Raw genomic sequence first — 22,319 nt, forward strand, 5'->3', positions numbered from 1 at the left:
CGATTACGACAACGACAACGACAACGACAACGAAAATAGCTCTAACTTGAAGACCCCACCCGCCGCCGCCATTCCAGGGCCTTCCGGGGCGGCCTGCCGCACCCCAAGGCCCAATCCAACTCATCTACAAGGCTAGCCGCATGTCCAACCCGCTCTTAGACCAGGCCGGTCTCCCCGCCTTCGCCCGCATCCTGCCCGAACATGTGGAGCCGGCCCTGGATGCGCGCCTCGCCTCCTGCCGGGCCGAGATCGCCCGTCTGACCGGGGCGCCGGGGGTGCCGACCTGGGAGACCTTCGTCGAGCCCTTGGAGGAGTCGGACGACACGCTGAGCCGCACCTGGTCTCCGGTGGGACACTTGAACGCCGTCATGAACAGCGAGGTCCTGCGCGCCGCCTACAACGCCTGCCTGCCCAAGCTCAGCGACTACGCCACCGAGGTGGGCCAGAACGAGGACCTGTTCCGCGCCTACCAGGCGGTCGCGGCCCAGGAGCACCTGGACGCCACCCAGCGCAAGCTCCTGGACAATGCCCTGCGCGACTTCCACCTCTCCGGCGTCGACCTGCCCGCGGAGCACAAGGCGCGCTACAAGGCGATCAGCCAGGAACTCTCGCAGCTCACCGCCAAGTATTCGGAGAACCTGCTCGACGCCACCAACGCCTGGAACAAGCTGGTGACCGATCCGTCACGGCTCGCCGGGCTGCCCGAGTCCGCCTTGGGCCTGGCCCGCCAGAGTGCGCAGCAGCGCGGCCAGGACGGCTGGCTCCTGACGCTCGACATGCCCTCCTATATCCCGGTCATGACCTACGCCGACGACCGCGACCTGCGCTTCGAGGTCTATCAGGCCTTCGGCACCCGCGCCTCCGACCAGGGTCCCCACGCCGGCCAGTGGGACAATGGCGACCTCATGGAGCGCATCCTGGCGCTGCGCCACGAGCTCGCCCAACTCCTGGGTTTCGCCAACTACGCCGAGCGCTCACTCGCCACCAAGATGGCGCGCTCGCCGCAACAGGTGCTGGCCTTCCTCAACGACCTGGCGCAGCGCTCCGTCGCCCAGGCGCGCGGCGAACTGGAGGAGGTCCGCGCCTTTGCCTCGGAGCACCACGGTCAGGGGCAACTGGAGCCGTGGGACCTGGGCTACTACTCCGAGAAGCTGCGCGTGCACCGCTACCAGATCAGCCAGGAGGAGTTGCGGCCCTACTTCCCGGTCTCCCGGGTCTTGAGCGGGCTCTTCGGGGTGGCACAACGCCTCTTCGGCGTCGCCATCGAGGAGGCCCAGGGCTTCGAGACCTACCACCCGCAGGTGCGCTTCTTTGAGATCCGCGACACCGCGACCGGCCAGTTGCGCGGCCAGTTCTATCTCGACCCCTTCGCCCGCCCCGACAAGCGCGGCGGGGCCTGGATGGATGTATGCACCAACCGGCTGCATACCGCCCGCTACGACCAGATCCCGGTCGCCTATCTGGTGTGCAACTTCAGCCCGCCGGTCGGGGATCAACCGTCGCTCCTGACCCACAACGAGGTCGAGACCCTGTTCCACGAGTTCGGCCACGGGCTGCACCACCTGCTGACCCGGGTCGACTATCCGGCGGTGGCCGGCATCAATGGGGTCGCCTGGGACGCGGTGGAACTGCCCAGCCAGTTCATGGAAAACTGGTGCTGGGAGCGCGAGCCCCTGGATCTGTTCGCCGCCCACTGGCAGACCGGTGAGCGGCTCCCGGAGGACCTGTATGGGCGCATGACGGCCGCCCGGAACTTCCAGTCCGCGATGCAGATGGTGCGTCAGCTCGAGTTCGCGCTCTTTGATTTTCGCCTGCACCTGGAATACGACCCGGCCCGCGGCGGGCGTATCTATGAGATCCTGGAGGAGGTCCGCGACCAAGTGGCGGTCATCCGCCCGCCGGCCTTCAACCGCTTCGCCCACAGTTTCTCCCACGTTTTCGCCGGGGGCTATGCCGCCGGCTATTACAGCTACAAGTGGGCCGAGGTCCTGTCCGCAGACGCCTTCTCGCTCTTCGAGGAGCGCGGGGTCTTCGACGCTGCCACCGGGCGCGCCTTCAAGCAGACGATCCTGGAACAGGGCGGCTCCCGCGACGCCATGGTCCTCTATGTCGACTTCCGCGGACGCGAGCCGACGACCGATGCGCTGCTGCGACATTCGGGGATTGCCGCGTAGGCGTAGGCGCAGGATGGGTAGAGCGCAGCGAAGCCCATCACCCTGAATCCGGGAATTGTTCTCACAAAGACACAAAAGAACACAAAGAAGAACAAATCATTGAAGGCGTTGGGCCGATTACCGCGCGGGTGACCACCTCGAACTGCATATCGCGTTGAAAATCTTTGTGATCTTTATGTCTCAAGGCAGACGCGGTATTCGTGCACATGCCGGACGGATCATTCGCTCAAGACCGTCAAGTTAGATACCTCGGCGGTACGGGCAGGTCGCGGTTGCAGCGCTCCACCGCGAGGGTACACTTAAGCCCCCGCGAACTTACACATCCTCACGCAACGACCTATGCCAGCACCCCAGCCACGTTCCATCGTTCTCTGCGCGGTTCTGTGCTGCTGCCAGGTACCAGCCTGCGCCGAGCGCGTGAGCCAACCCTACCCTGACCCCCAACCGCGGGAGTTGGGGCTGTCACTGGAGTTGGTTGCGCGGGTTCCGGATAGCCGCTACGGGCCTGCCCGCCCCAACGCGATCGTACCCTACCGCGACGGCAGCGGCGCGGCCGTCGTGACGGATCTGAAGGGAGTCGCCTACCGCCTGAGCCCCGACGGTACCCTGACCTCGCTCCTGGACGCGCGCGCCCTGGTGCCGACGCTGACCGATGGCAAGGAGCAGGGATTGCAAGCCGCCGTCCCTCATCCCAAGCGGCCGGGGCTGCTGCTGACGGTGACCACGGAGTCGGCCAATCCGGATACCGAGGCCCGGTTCTTTGCCCTGCCGATGGAGCAGGGATTGCCCATCGAGCATTATGACGTGGTCTGCGAGTGGGACCCGGTGACCGGCCGGCGACAGGTCCTGCTGGTGATCGCCAAACCGCGCACAGACCATAATGCCAACGAACCCCTGTGCCTGCCCGATGCCAGTTGTCTGATCCCGGTCGGGGACGGGGGCAACACGGCAGCGACCGGCACCGTGGGCGCAAACGGGTTCGGCCAGCGGCTCGACAGCCCGCTTGGCACCCTGTTGCGCATCACGCCCAACGGGGACGGCACCTACGCGATACCGGCCGACAATCCCTTTGCCCAGGACGACAACCCCGGCACCCTGGCGGAGATCTTTGCGTATGGGTTCAGGAACCCGCAGCGCGGCTATCGCGCGGCGGATGGGACCCTGTATTGGATCGATATGGGACAGGCGATCGTGGAGGAATTAAATCGCGTGGTGCGCGGCGGCAACTATGGTTGGCCGCTGCGCGAGGGCCAGTACTGTGTCATTGCGCGAGATGAGAAGGTCCTGGCGACCTGCCGGCCGCTGCGCGGCTTCACGGACCCGATCGCGGCCTATGGCCATGGGCAAGGACTCATCGACCGGCTCCCGCGACTGGCCGTGAGCGGGGTCGCGGTCTGCACCGGGTGCGGCATCCCTGATCTGGAGGGTGCCGTCTTGGTGGTCGACCTCAACTCCGGCGCCTTGCTACATCCCTTGGCTGACGGGAATTTCGAGGAACTGCGCCTGAACGGCAAAACCTTGGCCCAATCCCTGGGGAGCGGTCGGGTCGAGACCCGGCTGGCGGTGGACGCGAACGGAAGCCTGCTGATCCTGAGCCGCACCGACCGCAACATCTACCGCATCCGCCAAAGCGACGCGCCGCCCTTGACAGTGGGCGGGGGCGCGCCGCTGATCGGGCTGCTGCTGTGCGCTGGTGGTCTGCTGCTGGGTGGCTTGCTGCTCCTGCGCGCACACCGTCGGAGGTCCCGAGGGCGGCGCGGCCAGGACGCCATGGGGCCCTCATGGAACCAGCCCAAGCCCGATCCGCAGCGCAGGCCAGACCGCTGACGGATTCAGAAGCTGCGAATTCCGGACAGGTACTCGGTGCTCCCAGCACCGCGCCCGAGCGGGATGGGGATCAGGCCAGCCGGTCGCTCGGGGTCACGGCGACGGTGACCTGGTCGGTGCCGATCCAGACCTGGCCGCCGTCGATGGTGCAATTGAGCCCCATAGAGCGCTCGGCCAGGGCGGCCAGGGCGCGGACCTCGGGGGCGGCGATCGACCAGACCCGCAGGTTGCGCTGGCGGCGCAGCGACTCCCCGTTCTGCTCCCACCAGAGATCCGCCGCGCGGCCGCCGTAGTTGATGACGATGACCTCCCGGGCGCGTCCGCACGCCTGGCGGATGCGGCGCTCGTCGGGGTGGCCCAGTTCGATCCAGCGCTCGATCTCCCCGGTCAGGCTGTGTTGCCACAGGTCCGGCTCATCGTCGGCACTCACACCCTTGGTGAAGGTGAGGCGCGGGTCGGCATAGAGACAGAAGGCGAGCAGGCGCACCATCATCCGCTCGTCGGTCTCGGAGGGGTGGCGGGCGATGGTGAGTGCGTGGCTCTCATAGTAGTGACGGTCCATGTCGCTGATCTGCACCTGGGCCCGGAAGACGGTCGCCTTGAGGGCCATCAGCGCGCGAACCCATGCTCAGCGAGGAAGTCCACGGTCAGGCCGCGGGCGCTGGGTGCGGCGGCGCGCTCGCCCAGCAGCAGGCGCTCCAGGTAGCGGGCGATGAGGTCCACCTCCAGGTTGACCCAGGTGCCGGTCTGATAGCGGGCGATGATGGTCTGCGCGATGGTGTGGGGGACGATGTTGAGGTCGAAGCAGGCGCCGTCGACCGCATTGACGGTGAGGCTCACCCCGTCCACGCAGATCGATCCTTTGTGGGCGATGTAGCGGGCCAGTTCCGCCGGGGCGGCAACGCTCAGACGCCAGGAGCGGGCGTCTTCACTGCGATCCAGGACCTGCCCTACCCCATCGACATGGCCGCTCACCAGGTGGCCGCCCAGCGGCGTGGACAGGGTCAGCGCCGGCTCCAGATTCACCGGGCTGCCGGGGCTGAGATCGCCGAGCGTGGTGTGCGCCAGCGTCTCACGGGACACGTCGGCCACGAAGGCGTCGGCGGCCAGGCTCACGGCGGTCAGACAGACCCCGTTGACCGCGATGCTGTCGCCCAGGGAGGCACCCGTCAGCGGGAGCTTGCCGGTGCCGATGGTGAGTCGGAGGTCCCCGCCGCGGGGTTCCAGACGGCGGATCTCGCCGACTGATTGGATGATGCCGGTAAACATGCTGGGATTCCGATGCAGCGGTGAGGCCCTTTCGGGGCGAAGTTGGGTGTCAGGTTGCGCCGTTGACGTTGTCGTTGTCGTTGTCGTTGTCGTTGTCGTAATCGAGATTATCGTAGCGCCCAGGATTCTCTCGCACGCCAAATTGCATCGCTTCTTCGATTACGATTTCGATTACGATTACGACAACGACAACGAGACGACAACGATGGTACTCGTGGTTTAACTTATTTCTGACTCGTTACTGACCCTCGCCAGGCGACAATACACCCGGGCGCAGGATCAGCCGCAGGTCAGGCCCGATGCGCCGCACCTCGGCGATACGCAACGGGATGCGGTGCTCCATGTGCTCAAGGCCCGGGAGCCGGAACAGCCCCCGCGCCCCGTCGCCCATCAGGTGCGGGGCGATGTAGAGGACGATTTCATCGATCAGTCCGGCGGTCAGCGCCGCCCCGGCCAGCGTCGGGCCGGTCTCCAACAGGACCTCGTTCATCTCCTGCACCGCGAGCCAGGCCATCAGGGCGCGCAGATCGACCTGGGCGTGGTGCTCCGCAAACTGCATCACCCGCGCCCCGGCGGCCGCCAAGGCGGCCCCGCGCGGCGAATCGACCCGGGCGCAGGCGGCGATGACGGTGACCCCGGGCAGGCCGAGCAGACGCGCCCCCGGGGGGGTGCGCAGGCGGCTGTCCACCACGACCCGCCAGGGTTGACGCACCGCCTCACCCGGTTGGAGCCCGGGCAGGTCCGCGGGCGCGAGGCGGACGTTGAGCGACGGGTCATCGGCGAGCACGGTCGCCACGCCGGTGAGGATGGCGGAGTGGCGCGCCCGCAGGCGCTGCACGTCCCGGCGCGACGCCTCCGAACTGATCCAGCGGCTCTCGCCGCTGGCCATGGCGGTACGCCCATCCAGGCTGGCGGCGAGCTTACAGCGGCAGTAGGGCCGGCCCTGGGTCATGCGCTTGATGAAACCAGGGTTCAGTGCCCGTGCCTGCGCCGCCAGCGGCCCGACCTCGACCGCGATACCCGCCGCCCGCAACAGCCGCAGACCGCGGCCCGACACCCGCGGATCGGGGTCCACCATGGCGCAGACCACCCGCGCGACGCCGGCCTGGATCAGCGCGTCCGTGCAGGGCGGGGTGCGGCCCTGGTGGCAGCAGGGCTCCAGGGACACATAGGCGGTGGCGCCGCGCGCCCGGTCACCGGCCGCGGTCAGGGCGATGCGCTCCGCGTGGGCCTCCCCGGCGCGCCGGTGCCAGCCCTCCCCCACCACGACCCCGTCGCGGACCAGGACACAGCCGACCCGCGGGTTGGGGTCCGTGGTGTAGAGCCCACGGCGGGCGAGCCGGATGGCCTGGGCCATGGGGCCGACGTCGGCCGCGCTGGGTTGGGGGGCGCTCACTTGGGTTTGATCTCCAGTGCGTCCAGCAGGTCGAGTTGTTTGCGCCGGACCTCCGGGGTGGGTTGGCGCTCGAGGCGGTCGATCTCCTCGCGAAAGGCGGCCACGTCCTCGAACTTGCGGTAGACCGAGGCGAAGCGGACATAGGCGACCTGGTCGAGACCGCGCAGTTCGTCCATCACGAGTTCCCCCACCCGCCGGGCCTGGACCTCCGATTCCCCGCTCGACATCAGGCGCCGCTGGATGCGCGCCTGGGCGGCATCGATCTGCTCAGTGCTCACCGGGCGCTTCTCCAGGGCCCGCATCATGCCGGAGCGCAGCTTGCGCCCGTCGAAAGGCACCCGGCTGCCGTCGCGCTTCACCACCCGCGGCAGGTTCAGCTCGGCCGTCTCGTAGGTGGTGAAGCGCTCCTTGCAGACCTCGCACTTGCGCCGACGGCGCACCTGATCGCCCTCCCCGGCCAGCCGGGAATCCACGACCTTGGTGTCCTCGGCGCCGCAGAAGGGACAGCGCATCAGTTAGCGCGCGTAGACCGGAAAGCGCTTGCAGAGGTCCAGCACCAGCGCCTTGGCGGTGGCGATCACGGCCGGATCGCCGCGCCCGTCGATCACGTCGCACATCCAACCGGCCAAGTCGCCGGCCTCCTTGAGACCGCAGCCGCGGGTGGTCATCGCCGGGGAGCCGACGCGGATGCCGCTGGTGACGAAGGGCGACTGGGGGTCATTGGGGACCGCGTTCTTGTTGACCGTGATATTGGCCGCGCCCAGCCAGGCGTCCACGTCCTTGCCGGTCAAGCCCTGGCCGATGAAGCTGACCAGGAACAGGTGGTCGTCGGTTCCGCCGGAGACCACGTCGTAGCCCCGGGACAGAAAGACCTCCGCCATGGTCTGGGCATTGAGGACCACCTGGCGCTGGTACTCCTTGAAGGCCGGTTCCAGGGCCTCCTTGAAGGCCACCGCCTTGGCGGCGATGACGTGCATCAGGGGGCCGCCCTGGGTGCCGGGGAAGACCAGCGAGGCAAGCTTCTTCTCGATCTGCGGGTTGGCGCGGGCCAGGATCAGCCCGCCGCGGGGGCCGCGCAGCGTCTTGTGGGTGGTGGTGGTGGTCACGTCCGCGATGGCCACCGGACTCGGGTAGACCCCGGCCGCCACCAGCCCCGCCACATGGGCCATGTCGACGAAGAACCAGGCGCCGACCGCATCGGCAATCGCCCGGAAGCGCGCCCAGTCGATCACGCGCGAGTAGGCGGAGAAGCCGGCGATGATCATGCGCGGCCGGTGCTCGTGCGCCAGGCGCTCGACCTGAGCGTAGTCGATCTCACCGGTGGCCGGGTCCAGGCCGTACTGCACGGCCTGGTAGAGCTTGCCGGAGAAATTGGGCTTGGCCCCGTGGGTCAGGTGCCCGCCGTGGGCCAGACTCATCCCGAGCACGGTATCACCCGGCTCGCACAGGGCCATGTAGACGGCGGCATTGGCCTGGGAACCGGAGTGGGGCTGCACGTTGGCGTAGGCGGCGCCGAAGAGCTGTTTGGCCCGCTCGATGGCCAACCGCTCGGCCACGTCCACGAACTCGCAACCGCCATAGTAGCGCTTGCCGGGGTAGCCCTCGGCATACTTGTTGGTCATGACCCCGCCCTGGGCCTCCAGGACCCGCGGGCTGACATAGTTCTCGGAGGCGATCAGCTCGATGTGCTCCTCCTGGCGGCGCTCCTCGCCTTGGATCGCCGCCCAGAGTTCCGGGTCGTAGTCACGGATCGTCATGGTCTGGTCAAACATGGGAGTTCTCCCCGGCGTGAAAAGCCGTGTAGTTTAATCGGTTTCGATCCGAACCGCCCGTTATAGAATGTAGGGCCTTGACCACGGGAGCCGGGGCGTCCCGCCCCGGCCCGACCACCAGTCACGCAGGTCCGCGCACCCATGACCGCCACCGTCCACCCCGGCGACTATCACGCCAATGTCGACCCCGATGAGATCAGTAAGTTCGAGGCCCTGGCCGCCCGCTGGTGGGACCCGCTGAGCGAGTTCAAGACCCTGCACGACATCAACCCCCTGCGGCTCGATTATGTGGAGCGCGCGGCGGGGCTCGTGGGCCGCGAGGTGCTGGACGTGGGCTGCGGGGGTGGACTGCTCGCCGAGGGCATGGCACTGCGCGGCGCCCGGGTACTGGGGATCGACATGGGTGCGATGCCCTTGCGGGTGGCCGAGTTGCACACCCTGGAGACCGGGGTGGTGGTGGACTACCGGCGCGTCACGGCGGAGGCCCTGGCAGCGGAGCGCCCGGCGGGCTTCGATCTCGTGACCTGCATGGAACTGCTGGAGCACGTCCCCGATCCGGCCTCGGTGATCGACGCCTGCGCCCGGCTGGTGCGCCCGGGGGGCAAGGTGATCTTCTCCACCCTCAACCGCAACCCCAAGGCCTATGCGCTGGCCATCCTCGGCGCCGAGTATCTCCTGGGGATGCTGCCCAAGGGCACCCACGACTACAACCGCTTCATCCGCCCGGCGGAACTGGACCGCTGGGTCCGCACCGCCGGGTTGCGCACGCGCGACCTGACCGGCCTGATCTACAACCCGCTGACCCGCACCTATCGGCTGGAACCCGCGAACGTGGATGTCAACTATCTGGTCACCTGCGAGCGCGACCTCTGATGGATACCGACGCGACCGAAAAACCACTGCTGGAGCGCGTCGTCCTGGTCACCGGGGCGGCCGAGGGCCTCGGCCGCGCGGTCGCCCTGGCCGCCGCCGCCGCCGGGGCCACGCTCGTCCTGAGCGACCTGCCCGAAGCCGATCTGAATGCCGTCTATGACCGCATCGAGACCGGTGGGGGGGCCTTACCCGCGATCCTGCCGCTCAACCTCGACACCACCGACGAGAAGGGTTGCCGCAGTGCGGCCGAGCTGGTCGGCGAGACCTTCGGGCGCCTCGACGCCCTGGTGCACTGCGCCGCCTTCGCCCCCTATCTCTCCCGGATCGACGACTACGAGCACGCCGAGTGGGAGCGGGTGCTGCGGATCAATCTGACCTCACCCTTTCTGCTCACCCAGGCGTGCCTGCCGCTGTTGCACGCCTCCCGCGACCCGGTGGTGATCTTCACCTCCGACCGCGTCGCCCGTACCGGGCTCGCCTATTGGGGCGCCTATGCGGCGGCCAAGTTCGGCCTCGAAGGGCTGGCGCAGGTGCTCGCGCAGGAGTCCGGGGGCCGCCACCCGATCCGCGTCGCCAGTCTGGACCCGGGGGTCTTGCGCACCGGGCTGCGCGCCCGCCTCTACCCCGGGGAGGACCCCTTCACCCTGCCCGCGCCCGAGACCGCCGCGCCGCGTTATCTGCAATTGCTGGCGGGGTGCGATCAGAACTGATGTGGTGACCGAGATCCCGGGTACGCTGTCGTTGTCGTTGTCGTGATCGTTGTCGTAATCGAACAATCCGACCACGACAACGACAACGACAACGACGCCCGGTCCGTGAGAAGGTCCGGTCGCTGTAGGGTACGCATCGCGTACCCGGCCCAAGAGGTTGCCGCGGCGGCATGGACCGGTGTCGGTCCCTCGCGGATAATAGGCCGCCGGCCTGGCGCCGGCGTTAGGTTTCCCAATCCCAATTCCGTCCATCGAGGATCACACAATCATGCAGACGAAAGAAGAGTATCTGGCGAAACTGAAGGTCCAACTCGACGAGTGGCAGGGCGATCTGGAGGTCCTGCGCGGCAAGGCGGAAACCGCCACCGACGACGCCAAGGTCAAGATCCAGGAGCAGATCGCCGAGCTGCGGGGCAAGTGGGACGAGGGTCATGCCCGGCGCGAGGAGATCAAGGACGCCGCCGACGACAAGTGGGAGGAATTCAAGGACGAGGCCGAGGCGAAGTGGGAGGAGTTCAAGGTCGGCGCCAAGGATTCCTTCGATAAGGTCAAGTCCTACTTCAGCTGAGTCTGCCGCCGGCCCCGCGGGCCAAGGCCGCCCGAGGCCCGCGCCCTGTAACCTGTATCTGCCCCCTCGCGGGACGGGGCATTCGCCCCGTCCCAAGCGTTTCTGCAATCGCCGATCTCAGGCGCAGTCCCGCGGGTCCGCAGAAAACCTGGCAGACGGGGCGAATACCCAGTCCGACCCGCAAACCCATCCAATACGTTAAAGTTTACCGGCCGTCCAGCAACGCCCGCCACGCCGGATGCCCGGCGATCAGCCCGAGCCCCAGCGCCAGCAGCGTCTTGCCCGGTTCCATCTTGAACCAGGTGGAGGCCCCGGACGGGTGGGGCAGGGGGATCAGGTCCGCCGCCGACCCGCTCGCGCAGCGATAGGGCCATTGCTGACCCACCAGGCCGGCGAGCCGCGCCCCCGCGGGTAGTTGGTCCGCGAACTGGGCGATGGCCAGTTTGCCGACCGGGATGATGAGGCGCGGCCGGCTGATCGCCATCTCAGTGCGCCACCAAGGGGCGCAGTTCGCCACTTCGGGCCGGTCCGGCACCCGGTCCCCGCCCTTGGGATTCTTACCGGGAAAGCAGCGGCACACGGCGCTCATCAATACCAGCTCGCGAACGCGCGCCTCGTCCAGCCCGATCGAGGCGAACCACCGAAACAGCGTCTTGCCGGCAGTCCAGCAAAAGGGTCGGCACTGTTCGATCTCTTTGGTGCCCGGGGCCTGTCCGATCATCATCACCGGCGAGGACACCGCCTGTCCATGCACCGGCGGGCCGAACATGCCGGGGCAGCGCCGACAGCGCAGCAACTCGCGGTAGAGGTCGGCGAGCTGATTCAACCGATCCGCCCCGCCCGCCGGCCCGTCCGCCAAAGCGCCCGCGTTCCCCCTGGTAACATCATCCATCGTAACCTCCCGCCAAAGCCCTTTATCATAGCGCGCGTCGCAGCGCAACCGACGTGCGCCGCGAGCAAATCGGAGAAACCGTGGTTGGTCTGCAGATTCCGCCGGTTTCCGCGTCAATTCCTGATATAGCGAAGTGCGTCCTTAACTTAGTACCCTTCTCCCCTGGCCCCGTTTCCCGGATGAACTGGCGAACTAGCACAACGTCTGTGGCGCGCGCTCGCTTTCGAGCGCGCCAGATGAGGCAACGTCTCCTCGGCATTATCGCGTTCATCGTAATGCTATGATGCCTAATGCGAAACCTGACCCCATCCCCTTACTCTTCACGATCCTATTGTCTTCGCCCTGTCGAGCGGAGCTAGATCACTCCTCCTGTCCAAGAATGCGATCGATTCCTTTGCCCATCTGGACAGCAAAATAAGCGTAACTATCGGCATTCCGGATTGCGAATTGAACCGGGAGGTCTATGTATTTCCTTGGCTCCACCTCCTTCGTGGGATCGTTCGGGTCGATCCCGGTCCTGTCGCGGTAGGCGAAATCCTGGAATGCGTCACCGATGAAATGCGCACTCTCATGGACCAGAACGAGCGTCTGGTTCAGTTGCCCGACATTCATATAAAGAGGCGTGATTCGAAGTGTCCCGTCTCGCCGCTGGGGCACGAACGCGGTCGCTTTTGCTCCTTCACCCTCCGCTGGCGCATCAATGAAGATTGAGTCTCGAGCAAGCGCCCCAAGGATGCTGAAATAATTGAATCGAATGTCTTTCAGAATCGCCAAGGTTGGGTCGCCATCGACAAATGGCAGTAGTCGCAGGAGCCGATCTACAACACCAGGGGGCGGTCCCAAGGAAACGTGGAAATGCGTCTTCAGCGCTTTGAAGTGGGGGAGATTATCGATTTCGGACCTCTTGCCATTGAATCCAATGACGAAGTTGAGCGCAGTAACGGCTGCCCCTACCCACTTTTTCGCTTCCGGGATGTTGGTCAGGGCTTTTTCTCGAGGTGTCATAGGAACGCAATCTCACAGTCGAGGGATCATAAATCGGTCAACGTTGGGTATTTCCTTGCGGCCGCAAAGGCGTACACTTCCGTTTTCCGTTGCGAGCATTTCCCTGTCCAAGGCCGCGATCGTCATCTTGCCGACGATGTTATCTGCCTCTGTCTGGTAGCTGGTATTGACGATTTTTCGCTTCTGCTTATAGGCGAGTACCGCGGCGGCAGTTGCGGGACCAAAAACCGAATCTTGAGTGATTGAGGCTCCATCCAATTGGATCAACGCCAGTTGGATTTTGCCAACGTGCGGCCCCGTCGCACCCGGTACGATATGAGCAGGATCAGACACGGCCGCGGACTCAAGTTTAGGATCGCCGCGAAACAGTTTCGATTGAAGAGCCATCACCATACCTCTCTTGGTGTCGCCGAGCTGCGGAGACTGCCTGTTTCACTTAACTGCTGGTCGATCCGCCTGTAAGTCGCGGATCCATAAATGCTGCGGCTCAAGTCAGTGCCATTCGGTCTGAGCCCTTCTCCGCATTTTTCCGCTCTTCTGAGTCTGCGCCAGAAAGAAGTGGATCAGAAATCCGGCAGAATGTCAAGATCCTGGGTGCGCGGGTGCGTTGCACTGGTAGCGGTTTAGGCGGCAGCATCGCCGCGTAACCGCGCCACGGATTCGTAAAGCGTTCCGCGCCATCGGGCGCGTTTTGGCACGCAGCGAAATATCGTTTGTCATCAGGTTACTGTCGCCACGATTGGCTGCCCGGTCGGTGCGTTATGGGGCAAGCTTGCCGCCTAACGGGCATGGCAGCAACATCAGCCACCCCGGAAGACTAAACCTAGAAAGAGCAGTTCTCACGCCAAACCGCCAAGTTCGCCGCGGATGCCCTGGGGACTTGAGTGCGTATTCGTCGCGCTGCGTGCGGGCTGCCGCCGGCAGCCGAGGAAACCATGCCAAAGGCACGCCGAGCGTCCGGCCATCATTCAACCCCTCCCACAGATTGTTCTCATCGCCGGTGCCCGATCTAGAGGAAATGCTCATTTGAGAATCTGAAACAGGTTGTTGAAATCATCCGTCCAGGCCACCAGCCCGGAGATCGGAGCAACCGGCGTCGCCGCCGCCCGGATCCCGGCCTGCTCCAGCACCGCCGGGTTGCGGGCGACCAGGATCCAGTCGGTGCGGCGCTGGCCGGGGCCGGTAGGGTCGTCGCGGATCAGGGCGGTGGTGAGTCCCTTGGTGCTTGCGATCTCCTGCACCACCGGCGGCAGCCACAGGAAGCGGTTGGTGACGTGGATCAGGTGGCGCAGATAGATGTCCATGGCCTGCGCCGTGATCAGGTGGACCGGCACCGAGTCGCCGGAAAAGGCGTCCACCGCCAGCACGTCGAACCCCTGGGGCGCCTCGCGCTCCAGCGTGAGACGGGCGTCACCGAGCGCGGTCTCGATCTGCGCCTGGCTGTCGTTCATGAAGCTGAACTCGCTGCGGGCCAGGTCCAGCACCTGGGGGTTGATCTCGTAGAAGCGGTAGACATCGCCCGGGCGCCCGTAGACGGCCAGGGTCCCGGTGCCCAACCCGATCAGGCCGACCTTCTTGGCCGCCGTGGCGGCGATGGCCCGCCCGATCCCGGAGGTCTGACCATAGTAGGTGGTCGGCAGCCGCTGCCGGTCAGGGGCCAAGAACTGCTCACCGTGCTTGATGGAGCCGTGATAGAGCTGGCGCACGTCGTCGCGCGGGTCCTGGCGATGGACATCCACACTCTGCAGGTTGCCGTAGAAGTTGCGTGTGATGCGGCGGGTGTCGGCCAGGTCGTCGGCGACCTGCACATAGAGGAAATAGCCGCACAGCACGGCCAGGGCCCCGGCGGCACCGCTCGCCAGCGGACTGGTCAGCGGATGGCTCGGCGCCGAGGCCGTCCCCCGGGGCTGCTCGCTCGCCGTTTTGGCCGGGCGCAGCACGAGCATCGCCAGGAGCGCGGTGATGATGAGCCCGATCCCCAACTCGTAGTAGGCCGGCAGGACGCGCGGGGCGATCAGCCCGACCGTGATCCCGCCAAGCGCCCCGCCCAGCGAGAGCATCAGATAGAAGCGGGTGAGATAACGCGGCCCGGGGCGCAGCCGGGCCAGCTCGCCATGCAGGAACATGCAGAAGAAGAACAGCCCCGCGGCGTAGAGCGGGATGGCGACCTTGATGTTGACGCCGATGGCGCTGTCCTGGAGCCCATAGGCGCAGACCAGCAGCAGGAGCGCGGTGACCGGCAGGACGATGGCGCGCCGGTACCAGCGGTCGCTCTCGAAACAGAGCACGAAGGTCAATAGATACAGCGAGAGCGGCAGCAGCCACAGGAAGGGGATGGCCGCGACGTTCTGGGTGATGTGGTTGGTGATGGCCAGCAGCAGCCAGGAGCCCATGGCCGCGAGGCCGAGCCACAGCAGGTAGTCCCGGGGCCGCGGGTCCCAATCGCCCTCGGGCTCATGGGTGGGGGCATGGGCCGCGGGCGGCAGCCGGCGGGTGTGGTGCAGGAAGTACCAGGCCGAGCCGGCGCAGGACAGCGCAAACAGGACGAAGACCCCGGACCAGGCATAGGCCTGGGTGAGGATGCGCGCGTGCGGCTCGATCAGGAAGGGGTAGCTCATCAGGGCCAGCAGGGAGGCCAGGTTCGAGAGCGAAAAATAGCGGTAGACGTGGGTCCCGATCAGGCTGCGCGCGACCCAGGACTGGAGCAGCGGGCCGGTGGTCGAGAGCATGAAGTAGGGCAGCCCGATGGTGGCGATCAGCAGGCCCAGGATCCACAGGGTCGGGTCCGCCTCACCGGCTGGCTTCCACTGGGGTCCGGCCAGGATCGGCAGCACCAGCAGGCTCGCCGCCAGCAGGGTCACATGGACCTGCACCTGGCGGCGCGGACTCAGGTGCCGTGAGAGCCAGTCCGCATAGGCATAGCCGCCGAGCAGCGTCACCTGGAAGAAGACCATGCAGACCGACCAGACCGCCGCCGAGCCGCCGAACCAGGGCAGGATCTGCTTGGCGATCAGGGGCTGGACCAGGAACAGCAGAAAGGAACTGGAGAAGATGGTCCCCGCGAAGAGGAGCTTTGAGCCTGGGCTGTGCATGGGAGTCGGTGCTTCCTGTGGCTTGGGCAGGGCGGGGAGGGCACCGGGGGGGCGCGCTGTCGTCCGCGCCGGGCGATCGGCCAGCCTAGCGTATCGGCGGCGGGGCGGCAAACGGCGCGTGCCTCGCGACCTGTTCGTCCGAGATCCGCTCGATCGTCAATACTGACCATTTGCTTTTCCTGGAGGAAGGCACTAAGATTCTTCCCATCGCGACCCGCCTGGCCAGCAGCCTTGATCGGAGTCGGGAAAAGCAGAGGGTGACACGGCACTGATCCCACGGGGTCCAGGCCACAGGCCCCGCATCCAAGCCCGATGAAAAGGGCGAGGAGGACACTTAAGAAAAACCTGCCGACCCAAACCCTACGGCAGGCCCGCAACTACTCGGTCGCCGGGGCCTTCAAGGCCCCGGCGACTGCTTTTCGGGGATGACCCGCACGACCCATCCCCCTGTTTACGCTGCCCGCGCGACGGCGCGCCCTCGTATCGTCCGCTGCTCAGGCACTGCCCGCCAGGACGGGATAATCGGTATAGCCTTGTTCATCGCCGCCGTAGAAGGTGGCCTGGTCGGGTTCGGTGAGCGGGGCATTGCGCCGCAGGCGCTCCACCAGGTCCGGGTTGGCGATGAAGGGGCGGCCGAAGGCGATCAGGTCGGCGGTGTTCGCGGCGCGCGCGGCCAGGGCCAACTCGCGGGTGTAGCCGTTGTTGGCGATATAGGTGCCGTGGAAGAGCGGGCGCAGGGTGCCGAGCTTGAAGCTGGAGCCGGTCTCGCGCGGGCCGCCGGTCACCCCCTCCACGACATGCAGGAAACCGATACCGCGCGCCGAGAGTTCCCGTACCACCTGGGTGAAGAGCGGCTCCGGGTTGCTGTCGGCGATGTCGTTGGCGGGCGAGAGCGGGGCGAGGCGCACGCCGACCTGGTCCTGCGGCCAGACCCCGACCACGGCCTCGGTCACCTCCAGCAGCAGGCGGGCGCGGTTTGCGATGCTGCCGCCATAGGCGTCGGTGCGCCGATTGGTCTGGTCGCGCAGGAACTGATCGAGCAGGTAGCCGTTGGCCGAGTGGATCTCGACCCCGTCGAAGCCGGCCGCTTGTGCGTTTTCCGCCGCGCGCCGGTAGTCGTCGATGATGCCGGGAAGCTCCGAGAGCTCCAGGGCGCGCGGCGTCACCATGTCCACCATCCCCCGGCCGGTGAAGACCTGTCCCTGCGCCTTCACCGCCGAGGGGGCCACCGGCAGGGCGCCGCCCTCCTGCAGCTCGGGGTGCGAGATGCGCCCGACGTGCCAGAGTTGGATGACGATCTTGCCGCCCTTGGCATGGACCGCCTCGGTCACCTGCCGCCAACCCGCGACCTGGGCCTCGTTGTAGATGCCCGGGGTCTGGATATAGCCCTTGCCCTGGGGTGAGATCTGCGACGCCTCGCTGATGATCAGACCGGCGCCCGCGCGTTGGGCGTAATAGGTAGCCATCAAGGGCGTGGGCACATCCCCGGCCGCGGCGCGGCTGCGCGTCAGCGGGGCCATCACGATGCGGTTGGCGAGTGTCAGGGTGCCGAGCTGGTAGGGCTGAAAGAGGTCGCTTTGGGTGTCGTCGCTCATGGGTTGGTCCGGCATTTCTTGGTTAACGGGTAGGTGAATGATTGCACTGTCTGGCGCCTGGGTGCTGTTCGTTTGCAGACAGACCCCGGGGCATGATCGTTGTCGTTGTCGTTGTCGTTGTCGTAATCGGAGAAACGATGCAATTTGGGGTGCGAGAGAATCCAGGGCGTTACGATAACCTCGATAACGACAACGACAACGACAACGGCGCTCAGTGAACCGTTCCTAACGGTTCTGGGCGGGGCGAAGATCCCGAACGGCTCATGGAAACAGCGGCACCACCGCGGTGACCTGCTCCAAGGCGGCGGCGGACTCGGGGCCGCTGCGGCCCACCGGCCGGATACCGGGGCCGACCGGCTCGGCCAGGACCCAGGTGCGGTGCTCGCGCAGGAGGTAACGGTCCCCCGGCTCAGCTTCCAGCCCCAGGCCGAGGAGTGCGTGGCGCGGCACCAGGATCAGGGTAATGGGGAGCCGGGGAAACAGCAGGTGCGCCAGCGCGGCGAAGGCGACCGACTTGGTGTCGCAGTCGCCGCGGTTGTCTGCCAGCATCGCTGGCGGGGGCAGGAAGCCCGCATCCGTGGCCCGGTCCTCAAGCCGGTCATAGGGAATGGTCTGAATGAAGGCCAGTACCCGGTTCAGGGCGGCGCGGGTGGACAGCCCCTGGATTTGGGGACGCAGGGCCTGCGCCAGGGGGGCCAGGGCGGGGAGGGCACGCGCGGCGATCCGCGCATAGTCCGGGAGCAGTCCCCCGGTTTCGTCCAGGCGATAGAGCCGCTCGCGGAAATAGGCGAGCTTGAAGTCATCCAGACGCCGTTGGATCGCCGCAATCTCGCCCTTGAGGTCCTGATCCACTCGGTCCGCCCGGCGCGCGACCCCCGCCTGCGCCTGCTCGACGAGTCGGGCCGCGGCCGCGTTGGCATCGCGCTGGGCGGCAGCCAGACGCTGCTGGATCGCCGCGAGGTCGGCCTTCGACCTGGCGTGGAGTTCGAGATCACCATCCGCGCCCCGACTGATGCGGGCGCCCGGATAGTCTGATTCGATGGCAGCGAACTCCCGGTCGAGGGTCTCCTCGAAGCGTGCATGATGTTGGGCCGCGAGGTCCCCCGCCGGGTTGACCTGCCAGGCGATGCTGTGGTCCGGGCGCAATTTCAGTTCCACCCCCGGGTAGGCGCGTCCCAGGTCATCCAGGGCGCGCGTCAGTTGCCGGTCAAGCTCCGCGGCGGCGGCCGTCTCCAGGTCGGCCCGGCGATAGGCGCGGAACTCCCGGCGCGCCGCGGCGATGGCGCCCTCATCGAGTTGGAAGCTCAGGGTGTGGCTGCCGTCCTGATCGACCCAGCGGTAGTCGAAGCGCCGCTGGTCACCGACCGGTGCGGAACTGAAGTGGGTCTGGCCGGCCGGCTCGGCCGGCGCGGCGACGGCCGGCACCAAGAGGGCGGCGAGCAAGGCGAGCACGGGCAGGTGCGGCGGCGGCATGGTGTTCAGGCAGTGCCTGGCGGGGCGCCCGGTCAGCGCGATCATCGCTTGCGTCCTCAGCCCGCCTGCACGGCCGCCAGCGCGGTCATGTTGAGCAGGCCCCGCACCGAGGTGCTGGTGCTCACGATGTGCGCCGGGCGGTCGGCGCCCAGCAGCATGGGTCCGACGTTGATGGAACTGCTGCCCCCGGCCGTGGAGCGCAGCAGGTTGAGTGCGATATTGGCGGCGGCCTGGTTGGGCATGATGAGCAGGTTGGCGCGCCCGGTGAGCCGGGAGTCCGGGAAGCGCCGCGCGCGCAGTTCCGGGTCCAGGGCCAGGTTGGGCTGCATCTCGCCCTCCACCTCGAGCGCCGGGTCGCTGGCGCGCAGCAGGCGCAGGGCCTCGCACATCTTCTCCGCGGAGGGGGTGTGGCGGGTGCCGAAGTTGGAGTGTGAGCACAGCGCGATCTTGGGCTCGAGCCCGAAGCGGGCGACCTGCGCCGCGCACAGCCGCGCAATCTCCGCCAGGTCCGCGGCGCTAGGGTCCTCCTGCACATAGGTGTCGGCGATGAAGAGCGGCCCCTGCGGCAGGATGACGGCATTCATGGCCGTGAGCCGCAGGACCCCGGGGGCGCAGCCGATGATCGCCTGGACGTGCTCCAGGTGGCGCAGGTACCGCCCGACCACGCCGCAGATCATGGCGTCCGCGTCGCCGGAGCGCAGCACGGCGGCGGCGAGCACGGTCGGGGACTTGCGCACATACTCGCGTACCTCCGTGAGGGTATAGCCGCGGCGCTTGACGCGCTCGTAAACGGTCGTGCAGTGGGTGTCGAAGCGCGGGTTCTCCGACGGGATGATCAGGTCGAAGTCCTCCCCGGGGCGGATGGAGAGCCCCAGGTCCTGCAACCCCTGACGGATCTGTTCCGGCCGTCCGATGAGCAGGGGCCGGGCGATCCCCTCGCTCACCGCCTGCTGCGCGACCTGCAGCACCCTCTCCTGCTCGCCCTCGGCGAACACCACCCGCCGCCGCGGCGCGGCGCGGGCGTGATCGAAGACCGGCTTCATGGTCATGCCGCTGCGGAAGGCGCGCAGCGACAGGGTGTTGCGATAGGCGTCCAGATCCGCGATGGGGCGGCTGGCCACGCCCGACTCCATGGCTGCCCGGGCGACCGCGGGGGCCAGATGGGCCATGAGCCGCGGGTCGAAGGGCCGCGGGATCAGGTACTCCGGGCCGAAGCTCAGGCCCTGGCCGCCATAGGCCGCGCGCACGATGTCGGACGGCTCCGCCATCGCCAAGTCCGCGATGGCATGGACGCACGCAATCTCCATCGCCTTGTTGATCCGGGTCGCACCGCAGTCCAGGGCGCCGCGGAAGATGAAGGGGAAGCACAGGACATTGTTGACCTGGTTCGGAAAATCCGAGCGCCCGGTGGCGATGATGGCGTCCGGGCGGGCGGCGCGGGCCAGATCCGGCATGATCTCCGGGGTCGGGTTGGCGAGCGCCATGATGATGGGACGCTCGGCCATCCGGGCCAGCCACTCCGGCTTGAGCACCCCCGCCGCGGACAGCCCCAGGAACAGGTCGGCGCCGACGATCGCCTGCTCCAGGGTGCGCAGGTCGGTGTCCACCGCATAGCGGTCCTTGTAGGGGTCCATCACCTCGGGGCGCCCGCGATAGACCACACCCGCGATGTCCGTGACCATGATGTTGTCGGGCTTGAGCCCCAGTTCCACCAGCAGCCCCAGGCAGGCGAGCGCCGCCGCGCCGGCCCCGGCCGTCACCAGGCGCACCGACCCGATGTCCTTGCCCACCACCCGCAGGCCGTTCAGGATCGCCGCGCAGACCACGATGGCGGTGCCGTGCTGATCGTCGTGGAAGACCGGGATGCCCATGCGCTCCTGGAGCGCCTGCTCGATGATGAAGCAGTCCGGGGCCTTGATGTCCTCCAGATTGATGGCGCCGAAGGTGGGCTCCAGGCGCGCCACCGTCTCGATGAACTGCTGCGGGTCGCGCTCCTCGATCTCGATGTCGAACACGTCGATATCGGCGAATTTCTTGAACAGCACCGCCTTGCCTTCCATCACCGGCTTGCTCGCGAGACTGCCGATGGGGCCCAGGCCCAGCACCGCGGTGCCGTTGGTGATGACCCCGACCAGGTTGGAGCGGGCGGTATAGAGGGCGGCGGCCTGCGGATCGCGCACGATCTCCTCGCAGGCGACCGCCACCCCGGGGGAGTAGGCGAGCGCCAGGTCGCGCTGATTGGCCAGCGGCTTGGTCGCCTTGATCTCCAGCTTGCCGGGGCGGGGGTATAAGTGGTACGCGAGGGCGTCCTGTCTCAGATCGTCGGACATATGTGGTTCTCGTGGGGGGGGCGCTCGAGGGGGTCGCTCGCGGCGCGCGAAGACCAGTCATTGTGCTGCGCCGACCCGGGTTCGGCAACCACCCGCGCGCCCGGCCGCCGGGTCCGCTGTGCGGACCATTCCCCCCCGCCGCCCACGCGCCCGGACGCCCGTTACCGTAAAAGTCGCGCGGTGACCCTGTGGGAGCGGCTTCAGCCGCGACGAGCCTCGCGCGGAAAACGCGGCGTCGGCGTTCGCCGCGGCGCCGCATCGTGGCTGGATGCCGCTCCCACGCACGCCGTTCATCATCCGGGGTGCCGGAGCGACCTTCCATGGCCGTTAGCCGCGACGCACCGGGCGGGGGACCCGGCAGCGGCGTTCGCGCCGCGGCGCCGCATCGCGACCGGATGCCGCCCCCCCGAGGAACTCTCATCTTGCGGGGTGACGGACAAAAGAAGAACCATCAAAGGCACGCAATGACCTCGAGTGCCAGTCCGGTGGTCTCGGCGATGATGCTCGGTGCGACCCCGTTGGCCTTCATCGCCCGGGCGATCTCCAGTGTGCGCTCTTCGCGACCCTCCTCGCGCCCCTCGATCTTGCCGAGCCCATAGTTCGATGCCACCAGGCTCGCCTGAAGGTGCAGATCGTCCTGCCAGCGCTCGTAGGCGGCGCGCTCCGCCGGTGCGAGCTTGAGCACGTCGAGCTTCTCCTTTGCCTCGCGCAGGCCCTTGGCCGAGAAGCCGTCCTGAATCGCCTCGTGCTTCAAGAAATAGACCCACTCGTCGAGGGTGTCGCGGGCGATGTCGTCGAACCGCTCGACCTTGATCAGGTAATACTCGGGGAACAATTCGTGGGTACTCTCGCGCCCCGGAAACAGTTGGCGCTGGGCGAGGCTCAAGTCCAACTCGTCGTGCTTGTGCAGACCATGGAAGCGGGTGGTGCCGCGGTAGATATAGTCCTCGCCGTGGCCCAGGTCGAAATACCGGATGTTGACCGAGATGACCTTGACCAGGTCCGCATAGGGCTGGCCGGCATCCAGGTGCTCGACCAGGGTCCGGGCGCTGCCGTAGAGCATCCGCGACAGGTAATCGTGCTGCCGCTCGTATTGGACCTCGATCAGCACCAACTCGCCGCGGTGGTTGCGCACCTTCAGATCCAGGCGGTTGGCGCGGTCGTCGGCCGTGTCGCGGTTCGACTCCGACTCCAGGACCTCGATGATCTGTACGTCCTCGCGCAGCAGCTCGCTCAGGAAGCCCTCGAGGATGCCGAAGTTGGCCTTGCTGCGCAGCAGCCGTTTCATGGCCCAGTCGAAGCTGATGAGCTTGCGTGTTGGCATGGTCGCTGACTCCGCGGGA

21 protein-coding genes are annotated in these 22,319 nt (G+C 67.1%); 6 read left to right on the forward strand and 15 right to left on the reverse strand.

Annotated features, from left to right (window positions below; genetic code table 11):
• The first annotated feature begins 140 nt into the window (after nucleotides 1-140).
• On the forward strand, nucleotides 141-2,174 hold the full coding sequence (prlC, locus tag QZY48_RS18205) for an oligopeptidase A (RefSeq protein ID WP_295433743.1): 2,034 nt from the start codon (nucleotides 141-143) through the stop codon (nucleotides 2,172-2,174).
• Between the two features lie 417 nt (nucleotides 2,175-2,591).
• Nucleotides 2,592-4,001 (forward strand): PQQ-dependent sugar dehydrogenase, encoded by a 1,410-nt coding sequence (locus tag QZY48_RS18210; protein WP_295433747.1) that lies wholly within the window; start codon nucleotides 2,592-2,594, stop codon nucleotides 3,999-4,001.
• A 70-nt stretch (nucleotides 4,002-4,071) separates the two neighbouring features.
• Here the strand turns inward: QZY48_RS18210 and QZY48_RS18215 are convergent, their stop codons facing one another.
• The 5 genes from QZY48_RS18215 to glyA form a co-directional block, all read right to left on the reverse strand.
• A complete protein-coding gene (locus tag QZY48_RS18215; RefSeq protein WP_295433750.1) occupies nucleotides 4,072-4,611 on the reverse strand; it encodes a YaeQ family protein in 540 nt (179 codons plus the stop codon).
• Nucleotides 4,611-5,270: a riboflavin synthase gene (locus QZY48_RS18220; RefSeq protein ID WP_295433792.1), complete on the reverse strand. Its 660-nt coding sequence runs from the start codon at nucleotides 5,268-5,270 to the stop codon at nucleotides 4,611-4,613. The genes QZY48_RS18215 and QZY48_RS18220 overlap by 1 nt, the downstream gene beginning before the upstream one ends.
• 238 nt (nucleotides 5,271-5,508) lie before the next feature.
• Entirely contained in the window at nucleotides 5,509-6,627 is a 1,119-nt protein-coding gene (gene ribD, locus QZY48_RS18225; RefSeq protein ID WP_295433795.1) for a bifunctional diaminohydroxyphosphoribosylaminopyrimidine deaminase/5-amino-6-(5-phosphoribosylamino)uracil reductase RibD, read from the reverse strand.
• Between the two features lie 35 nt (nucleotides 6,628-6,662).
• The gene (gene nrdR, locus QZY48_RS18230; protein WP_100920132.1) at nucleotides 6,663-7,178 is read right to left on the reverse strand and encodes a transcriptional regulator NrdR; all 516 of its coding nucleotides are present in this window, start codon (nucleotides 7,176-7,178) and stop codon (nucleotides 6,663-6,665) included.
• Nucleotides 7,179-7,181: 3 nt separating this feature from the next.
• Complete coding sequence (gene glyA, locus QZY48_RS18235) at nucleotides 7,182-8,438, reverse strand: serine hydroxymethyltransferase (RefSeq protein WP_295433756.1); 1,257 nt, start codon at nucleotides 8,436-8,438, stop codon at nucleotides 7,182-7,184.
• A gap of 141 nt (nucleotides 8,439-8,579) precedes the next feature.
• Between glyA and ubiG the strand changes: the two genes are divergently transcribed.
• Complete coding sequence (gene ubiG / locus QZY48_RS18240; protein WP_295433759.1) at nucleotides 8,580-9,311, forward strand: bifunctional 2-polyprenyl-6-hydroxyphenol methylase/3-demethylubiquinol 3-O-methyltransferase UbiG; 732 nt, start codon at nucleotides 8,580-8,582, stop codon at nucleotides 9,309-9,311.
• Nucleotides 9,311-10,021: an SDR family NAD(P)-dependent oxidoreductase gene (locus tag QZY48_RS18245; RefSeq protein ID WP_295433763.1), complete on the forward strand. Its 711-nt coding sequence runs from the start codon at nucleotides 9,311-9,313 to the stop codon at nucleotides 10,019-10,021. Before ubiG ends, QZY48_RS18245 begins: the two co-directional genes overlap by 1 nt.
• Here the strand turns inward: QZY48_RS18245 and QZY48_RS18250 are convergent.
• A complete protein-coding gene (locus QZY48_RS18250) occupies nucleotides 10,012-10,158 on the reverse strand; it encodes a hypothetical protein (protein ID WP_295433766.1) in 147 nt (48 codons plus the stop codon). The two genes, QZY48_RS18245 and QZY48_RS18250, sit on opposite strands and share 10 nt — an antisense overlap.
• Before the next feature lie 131 nt (nucleotides 10,159-10,289).
• On the opposite strand from QZY48_RS18250, the gene QZY48_RS18255 reads away from it, so the two are divergent.
• Nucleotides 10,290-10,589, forward strand: coding sequence for a hypothetical protein (locus tag QZY48_RS18255; RefSeq protein WP_295433768.1), 300 nt, complete (start codon nucleotides 10,290-10,292; stop codon nucleotides 10,587-10,589).
• A gap of 205 nt (nucleotides 10,590-10,794) precedes the next feature.
• Here QZY48_RS18255 and QZY48_RS18260 read toward each other — a convergent pair whose 3' ends face one another.
• The 6 genes from QZY48_RS18260 to QZY48_RS18280 all read right to left on the reverse strand — a co-directional run bounded on the left by QZY48_RS18260 (nucleotide 10,795) and on the right by QZY48_RS18280 (nucleotide 17,173).
• Nucleotides 10,795-11,481 carry a uracil-DNA glycosylase family protein gene (locus QZY48_RS18260; RefSeq protein ID WP_295433771.1) on the reverse strand — a complete coding sequence of 229 codons (687 nt, stop codon included), beginning with the start codon at nucleotides 11,479-11,481 and terminating at the stop codon, nucleotides 10,795-10,797.
• Between the two features lie 360 nt (nucleotides 11,482-11,841).
• Nucleotides 11,842-12,486, reverse strand: a complete 645-nt coding sequence (locus tag QZY48_RS18265; RefSeq protein ID WP_295433773.1) for a hypothetical protein — start codon at nucleotides 12,484-12,486, stop codon at nucleotides 11,842-11,844.
• A 12-nt stretch (nucleotides 12,487-12,498) separates the two neighbouring features.
• Nucleotides 12,499-12,873, reverse strand: a complete 375-nt coding sequence (locus QZY48_RS18270) for a peptidoglycan-binding domain-containing protein (RefSeq protein ID WP_295433776.1) — start codon at nucleotides 12,871-12,873, stop codon at nucleotides 12,499-12,501.
• 372 nt (nucleotides 12,874-13,245) lie between these two features.
• Nucleotides 13,246-13,512: a DUF2442 domain-containing protein gene (locus tag QZY48_RS34890; RefSeq protein WP_366929727.1), complete on the reverse strand. Its 267-nt coding sequence runs from the start codon at nucleotides 13,510-13,512 to the stop codon at nucleotides 13,246-13,248.
• Nucleotides 13,509-15,578, reverse strand: coding sequence for a hypothetical protein (locus QZY48_RS18275; RefSeq protein ID WP_295433779.1), 2,070 nt, complete (start codon nucleotides 15,576-15,578; stop codon nucleotides 13,509-13,511). The genes QZY48_RS34890 and QZY48_RS18275 overlap by 4 nt, the downstream gene beginning before the upstream one ends.
• A 494-nt stretch (nucleotides 15,579-16,072) precedes the next feature.
• Nucleotides 16,073-17,173 (reverse strand): alkene reductase, encoded by a 1,101-nt coding sequence (locus QZY48_RS18280; protein WP_295433781.1) that lies wholly within the window; start codon nucleotides 17,171-17,173, stop codon nucleotides 16,073-16,075.
• Between the two features lie 92 nt (nucleotides 17,174-17,265).
• Between QZY48_RS18280 and QZY48_RS18285 the strand changes: the two genes are divergently transcribed.
• Nucleotides 17,266-17,391, forward strand: a complete 126-nt coding sequence (locus tag QZY48_RS18285) for a hypothetical protein (RefSeq protein ID WP_295433784.1) — start codon at nucleotides 17,266-17,268, stop codon at nucleotides 17,389-17,391.
• Between the two features lie 43 nt (nucleotides 17,392-17,434).
• Here QZY48_RS18285 and QZY48_RS18290 read toward each other — a convergent pair whose 3' ends face one another.
• The 3 genes from QZY48_RS18290 to QZY48_RS18300 form a co-directional block, all read right to left on the reverse strand.
• Nucleotides 17,435-18,691 carry a hypothetical protein gene (locus QZY48_RS18290; protein WP_295433787.1) on the reverse strand — a complete coding sequence of 419 codons (1,257 nt, stop codon included), beginning with the start codon at nucleotides 18,689-18,691 and terminating at the stop codon, nucleotides 17,435-17,437.
• A gap of 11 nt (nucleotides 18,692-18,702) precedes the next feature.
• Entirely contained in the window at nucleotides 18,703-20,976 is a 2,274-nt protein-coding gene (locus QZY48_RS18295; protein ID WP_295433790.1) for an NADP-dependent malic enzyme, read from the reverse strand.
• A gap of 451 nt (nucleotides 20,977-21,427) precedes the next feature.
• Nucleotides 21,428-22,319 (reverse strand): Rpn family recombination-promoting nuclease/putative transposase (locus QZY48_RS18300; protein ID WP_366929728.1); only part of this gene is annotated, 892 nt, incomplete at its 5' end.

This window comes from uncultured Thiodictyon sp., assembly GCF_903828115.1.
Lineage (GTDB): Bacteria > Pseudomonadota > Gammaproteobacteria > Chromatiales > Chromatiaceae > Thiodictyon.

Bases quoted from the DNA above. Each gene is read 5' to 3' on its own strand.
- prlC (WP_295433743.1), top strand. From the start codon at position 141: ATGTCCAACCCGCTCTTAGACCAGGCCGGTCTCCCCGCCTTCGCCCGC.
- QZY48_RS18215 (WP_295433750.1), bottom strand. From the start codon at position 4,611: ATGGCCCTCAAGGCGACCGTCTTCCGGGCCCAGGTGCAGATCAGCGAC.
- QZY48_RS18220 (WP_295433792.1), bottom strand. From the start codon at position 5,270: ATGTTTACCGGCATCATCCAATCAGTCGGCGAGATCCGCCGTCTGGAA.
- ribD (WP_295433795.1), bottom strand. From the start codon at position 6,627: ATGGCCCAGGCCATCCGGCTCGCCCGCCGTGGGCTCTACACCACGGAC.
- nrdR (WP_100920132.1), bottom strand. From the start codon at position 7,178: ATGCGCTGTCCCTTCTGCGGCGCCGAGGACACCAAGGTCGTGGATTCC.
- glyA (WP_295433756.1), bottom strand. From the start codon at position 8,438: ATGTTTGACCAGACCATGACGATCCGTGACTACGACCCGGAACTCTGG.
- ubiG (WP_295433759.1), top strand. From the start codon at position 8,580: ATGACCGCCACCGTCCACCCCGGCGACTATCACGCCAATGTCGACCCC.
- QZY48_RS18245 (WP_295433763.1), top strand. From the start codon at position 9,311: ATGGATACCGACGCGACCGAAAAACCACTGCTGGAGCGCGTCGTCCTG.
- QZY48_RS18250 (WP_295433766.1), bottom strand. From the start codon at position 10,158: ATGCGTACCCTACAGCGACCGGACCTTCTCACGGACCGGGCGTCGTTG.
- QZY48_RS18255 (WP_295433768.1), top strand. From the start codon at position 10,290: ATGCAGACGAAAGAAGAGTATCTGGCGAAACTGAAGGTCCAACTCGAC.
- QZY48_RS18260 (WP_295433771.1), bottom strand. From the start codon at position 11,481: ATGGATGATGTTACCAGGGGGAACGCGGGCGCTTTGGCGGACGGGCCG.
- QZY48_RS18265 (WP_295433773.1), bottom strand. From the start codon at position 12,486: ATGACACCTCGAGAAAAAGCCCTGACCAACATCCCGGAAGCGAAAAAG.
- QZY48_RS18270 (WP_295433776.1), bottom strand. From the start codon at position 12,873: ATGGCTCTTCAATCGAAACTGTTTCGCGGCGATCCTAAACTTGAGTCC.
- QZY48_RS34890 (WP_366929727.1), bottom strand. From the start codon at position 13,512: ATGAGCATTTCCTCTAGATCGGGCACCGGCGATGAGAACAATCTGTGG.
- QZY48_RS18275 (WP_295433779.1), bottom strand. From the start codon at position 15,578: ATGCACAGCCCAGGCTCAAAGCTCCTCTTCGCGGGGACCATCTTCTCC.
- QZY48_RS18280 (WP_295433781.1), bottom strand. From the start codon at position 17,173: ATGAGCGACGACACCCAAAGCGACCTCTTTCAGCCCTACCAGCTCGGC.
- QZY48_RS18285 (WP_295433784.1), top strand. From the start codon at position 17,266: ATGATCGTTGTCGTTGTCGTTGTCGTTGTCGTAATCGGAGAAACGATG.
- QZY48_RS18290 (WP_295433787.1), bottom strand. From the start codon at position 18,691: ATGATCGCGCTGACCGGGCGCCCCGCCAGGCACTGCCTGAACACCATG.
- QZY48_RS18295 (WP_295433790.1), bottom strand. From the start codon at position 20,976: ATGTCCGACGATCTGAGACAGGACGCCCTCGCGTACCACTTATACCCC.